Below are 3,761 nucleotides of genomic sequence, written 5' to 3'. Positions count from 1 at the left end.
GGCCTGGTCCGGGCCCGCCGTGTCCGCCGTCGGCCGGCGAGGCGTGAAGCGGCGCTCAGGCGACGGCGGAGGCGGTCGTCAGCAGCTTGCCCATCGCGGCCAGCACCGGCCGCTCGACCCGGTAGTACACCCAGGTGCCGCGCCGCTCGGAGGTGAGCAGTCCGGCCTCCTTGAGCTTCTTCAGGTGGTGGGAGACCGTCGGCTGGGAGACCCCGACGTCGGAGATGTCGCACACACAGGCCTCCCCCCCCTCGTGGGACGCGACCGACGACAACAACCGCAGGCGGACGGGATCGCCGAGCGCCTTGAACATCCGCGCGGCCGCGTCCGCCTCGTCGGCGGTGAACGGTCGCTCGGTCAGCGGCGGGCAGCACGGCGCGGCGCTCTCGCCGGAGGCCGGCTCGAGCAGCGGCAGCACCTCGGTGTTCGGCATTCCCGCATGGTGGCACAGAGATTCCACGCACGTCTATGTCGACGGTGGTCGATGCAGGGACCTGGGGCAGAGCAGGTCGGACCGGGCCGTTCACGGGGCGGCCGGACGGGGAACGACCTGCTCTGGGTCGCGGCCACCTGGCTGCTCGCCCTGTGCGTGCAGAAGAGCGGAGCCTTCGGCGCCCTGTACGGACCGCTCACCGCGTTCATCGCTTTGCCGCTGTGGGCGGACCCGACGGCCGTCGCGCTGTTCCTCGGCATCGCGTTCGCGGCCCAGCTGGAAGCGGCCCGCGCCGGGATCGAGTCGGCCGTCCGGCCGGATCCGGGACCGGGCGCGTGATGCGGCCCGTCCGCCGGTCGGCGCGCGGCCGCCCCGCCGTCCGGCGCCCGGGACGACCGGCGCGTCCGTGGTCACCGGCGCGTTCGTGGTCACCGGCGCGGCGGCGTCGTCACCGGTCGGCGGCCGCCGTCACCGTCGTGGGATCCACGCCGGTCAGTTCCACGATGCGGTGCGGCGGCACGCCGGCGGCCAGTGCTCGCCCGATCAGGTCGTCCCTGCCGTCGGCGGAGTCCCGGTAGGCGAGGAGCTCCTCCTCCACGCCCGCCAGCGCCGCCGGGGCCAGGTGACGACGCACCCGGGACAGCTCCTCGTCGCTCAGCGGGACCGGCAGCCGTTCCGCGCCCTGCGGGAGGGCCCCCGTCTCCTCCGGCGGCAGGAGACGCAGGGCCGGGGACGTCGCCGAGCTTCCCTGGGCGGCCAGCCACGCCCGCACCGCGGGGGTGTCCATGCACGCGAGGTCGCCGACGGCGGCCGGCGGAACGCCGAGCGTCGTCGTCGCGTCGTCGAGCAGGAAGAGGTAGGCGTCGTCGGTCATGCTCAGCTCCTTCTCCGGGGAGGTGCGGCCGCGTGGAAGGGGCAGCCGGTCCACGTCCCCTTACCCCGCGGGGACGGAATCACCGTCCGGGCCGGGGCCCCGGGCAGGTGACGTCCGCGGCCGGCAGTCGTCCGGTGCGCAGGTAGGCGCTGACCGGGCGGTCGGCGCAGTCGTCGCCGTACGCGCCGTGGATTCCGTGCCGGTCCGCCCCCGCGACCATGGCCGGGCGCGAACTCGGCCAGGCGGCGTGCATCGCGGTCGCACCGGCGCACGTGGTGCGGGGGTCGCCCGTGGCGTTGGCCATGAGCGCCGGGGTGTCGGGCCGCACGGCGGTGGGGCGCTCCCGCGGCCGGTCCCAGAAGGCGCACGGGGCCATGTCATCGGTGAACGGCCCGATCAGCGGATCCCGATCAGCGGATGGCGTGCACGGGCTGCGCCGGACGTCCTGCCAGTAGACCTCGGGGTCGCGCGGGGCGGACGCGTCACCGCCGAGGATCGCGGTCTGCACGCTGCCGTAGGCCGATGCTCCGTCGCCGTCCTTCAGCAGGAAGTCCAGGGTGTTCGCGAGGTCGGCGTCCGGTTCGGCGCGCCGTCCCCGGGTGGCCTGGTCCACGGTGCACAGGGTGGGGGGCCGGCACCACCGCGGCTCCTCGGGGCAACCCCGGTCGGGGCGGACGGGTCCGCTATATCCCGATTGGTCTCCGCCGGGCCGGGCACTTGGCAGGGGACCGAGCCCCGCTGTCCTGGAGGTGTGGTGTGGCGGTACGGCATCGTCTGATCAAGGTGAGTCCGCGGACCGTGTGGGCCGTCCTCTCGGACGGCAGTCGCTATGCGGACTGGGTGGTGGGAACGTCGTCCTCGGAACCGGTGCGGGGGCAGTGGCCGCAGGTCGGCGCGGCGATCGCCTACGAGGTGCGGGTCGGCCCGCTGCGGCTGACCAACGAGACGGTCGTGCGGCACTGCGAGGAAGGCTCCCAGCTGGAGCTGGAGGCGCACGCGGGCGTCCTGGGCACGGCGCGGATCGCCCTCGAGCTGCGTCCGTGGGGCGAGCACTGCCTGGTGATCGTCGACGAACACCCGCTGCAGGGAGCGAGCGGGCGGCTCCACAACGCGGCCGCCGAGGCGCTGATCCAGCTGCGGCACCGCGCGATGCTGGCCCGGCTGGCCCGCGTCTGCGAGGAACAGGACCGGTCCGAGCGCTCGGAACGCTTCCAGCAGGGCAGGGCCGCAGCACGCTGACCGCCCGACCCGTTCGCCCCGGTGAGCGCCGTGGGGGCCGTGGGGGCCGTGGGGGCCGTCGCCTCAGTGCGGAGAGTGCTCGTCGGCGGTCCCCCGCTGGAAGGTGGCGTACAGCAGCCACAGCGACGGGACGAGCACCGACGCTCCCACCCCCAGCACCCACAGGACCGCCGGCAGCACCGACCGGAAGAGCCCATGCACCACCCGTCCACCGCAGGGGCCGACGACTCCGACGCCCTGTTCGGACTCGACGCCCTCGGCCCCGAGCGCGGGGTCCAGGGCCATGCCGGACCGTCCTTCCGCGACTCCGAGACCGCGCGCCGGCTGCTGCCCGTGCGGGAGATCCACGCCGAACCGGCGGCCGCCGCCTCCGCGCGCGGACGGCAGATCGTGGCACCCCCGCGCCGAGGACGTCCTGTGGCGGCCGGACCTTCAGGAGACCAAACGCTCGGAGAACGGCGCGCTGAACGTCCGCTACGCCGGCGCCGGCAAGGCGCGGGCGGTGGAGCGGCTTTGTGCGCTGGTGGCCGGACGGGCTCCCTGGCTGCGCATCCGGTACGCGTTCTGAGCCGTGGCCGGCCGGGCCGGGAGAGGGCTGCTCGGCCGCCGCATCGCCGTGCCGCCCGCTCCCCCACGCTTCAGGCCGCCTGGACGAGCTCCGCGCGGCCGAACAACAGGGCGTATCCGGAAGGGAGTCGGGCGAGGATCCGGCTGAGGAGATCCTCGCCGGCGAGCTGGGCCACGACGCGAAGGACGGTGCCCGCGTCCCAGCGGGTGGCGGCGGCCGAACCGCCGGTGCGGGACGCCAGGTCCTTGACGAAGCCCCAGCCGGTGAGGGGTTCCGTGGCGGGGATCTCGGAAATGAAGGTGACGGCGGCCTGCTGCGGCAGCCGCGCCGCGAGTTCCACACGCTCGTCCCCGGTGACCTGGCGTCCGAGGGCGGCCAGCACGGCGTGCACGGACTCCTCGGCCCGCGTGCGGGTAGGGTACGCGCCCTCGTACCGCACTCTTTCCAGCATCTCCTCGAACGTCGTGCCGACAGCGGACGGGCGTTCCTGCAGCGAAAACATCGGTGACGCGGTTGCCTTTCTCGTCTGCGACGGGTGCGCGTCGGCGGCCCGGGCTCGCCCGCCGGCCGCCGACGTCGCTCGGTCACGGAAGGGGGGGTGCCCCTATGGGTCTCGTCAAGCTGATGGGGCGGGCTGGGGTTCGTAG

At 74.6% G+C, this 3,761-nt stretch carries 6 protein-coding genes and 2 pseudogenes; 3 read left to right on the top strand and 5 right to left on the bottom strand.

Translation table 11 applies throughout. From position 1 onward, the window contains the following. Positions 1–55 precede the first annotated feature (55 nt). On the bottom strand, positions 56–433 hold the full coding sequence (locus tag ACFVYK_RS37850; protein ID WP_389781277.1) for an ArsR/SmtB family transcription factor: 378 nt from the start codon (positions 431–433) through the stop codon (positions 56–58). A gap of 42 nt (positions 434–475) precedes the next feature. Between ACFVYK_RS37850 and ACFVYK_RS37845 the strand changes: the two are divergent. After that, positions 476–772 (top strand): annotated as a pseudogene (locus ACFVYK_RS37845) (hypothetical protein); the annotation flags it as partial. Between the two features lie 109 nt (positions 773–881). On the opposite strand, the gene ACFVYK_RS37840 reads toward ACFVYK_RS37845, so the two are convergent. Together ACFVYK_RS37840 and ACFVYK_RS37835 are read right to left on the bottom strand one after the other, a co-directional pair. Then, positions 882–1,307, bottom strand: coding sequence for a DUF6003 family protein (locus ACFVYK_RS37840; RefSeq protein WP_389781276.1), 426 nt, complete (start codon positions 1,305–1,307; stop codon positions 882–884). Between the two features lie 79 nt (positions 1,308–1,386). Next, positions 1,387–1,920: an alpha/beta hydrolase gene (locus tag ACFVYK_RS37835; RefSeq protein WP_389781275.1), complete on the bottom strand. Its 534-nt coding sequence runs from the start codon at positions 1,918–1,920 to the stop codon at positions 1,387–1,389. A 143-nt stretch (positions 1,921–2,063) separates the two neighbouring features. On the opposite strand from ACFVYK_RS37835, the gene ACFVYK_RS37830 reads away from it, so the two are divergent. Beyond that, complete coding sequence (locus tag ACFVYK_RS37830) at positions 2,064–2,546, top strand: SRPBCC family protein (RefSeq protein WP_389781274.1); 483 nt, start codon at positions 2,064–2,066, stop codon at positions 2,544–2,546. 63 nt (positions 2,547–2,609) lie between these two features. Here the strand turns inward: ACFVYK_RS37830 and ACFVYK_RS37825 are convergent, their stop codons facing one another. After that, positions 2,610–2,831, bottom strand: coding sequence for a hypothetical protein (locus ACFVYK_RS37825; protein WP_389781273.1), 222 nt, complete (start codon positions 2,829–2,831; stop codon positions 2,610–2,612). Between the two features lie 106 nt (positions 2,832–2,937). On the opposite strand from ACFVYK_RS37825, the pseudogene ACFVYK_RS37820 reads away from it, so the two are divergent. Then, positions 2,938–3,114: pseudogene (locus tag ACFVYK_RS37820) on the top strand (spore photoproduct lyase family protein); the annotation flags it as partial. A 70-nt stretch (positions 3,115–3,184) separates the two neighbouring features. On the opposite strand, the gene ACFVYK_RS37815 reads toward ACFVYK_RS37820, so the two are convergent. Next, positions 3,185–3,616: a DUF2267 domain-containing protein gene (locus ACFVYK_RS37815; RefSeq protein ID WP_389781272.1), complete on the bottom strand. Its 432-nt coding sequence runs from the start codon at positions 3,614–3,616 to the stop codon at positions 3,185–3,187. Between the last annotated feature and the right edge of the window lie 145 nt (positions 3,617–3,761).

It is taken from the genome of Streptomyces sp. NPDC058291 (assembly GCF_042880855.1).
GTDB lineage: Bacteria > Actinomycetota > Actinomycetes > Streptomycetales > Streptomycetaceae > Streptomyces.
Note: the sequence above shows the minus strand (reverse complement) of the source record. Positions and strands in the feature narration are given on the sequence as shown.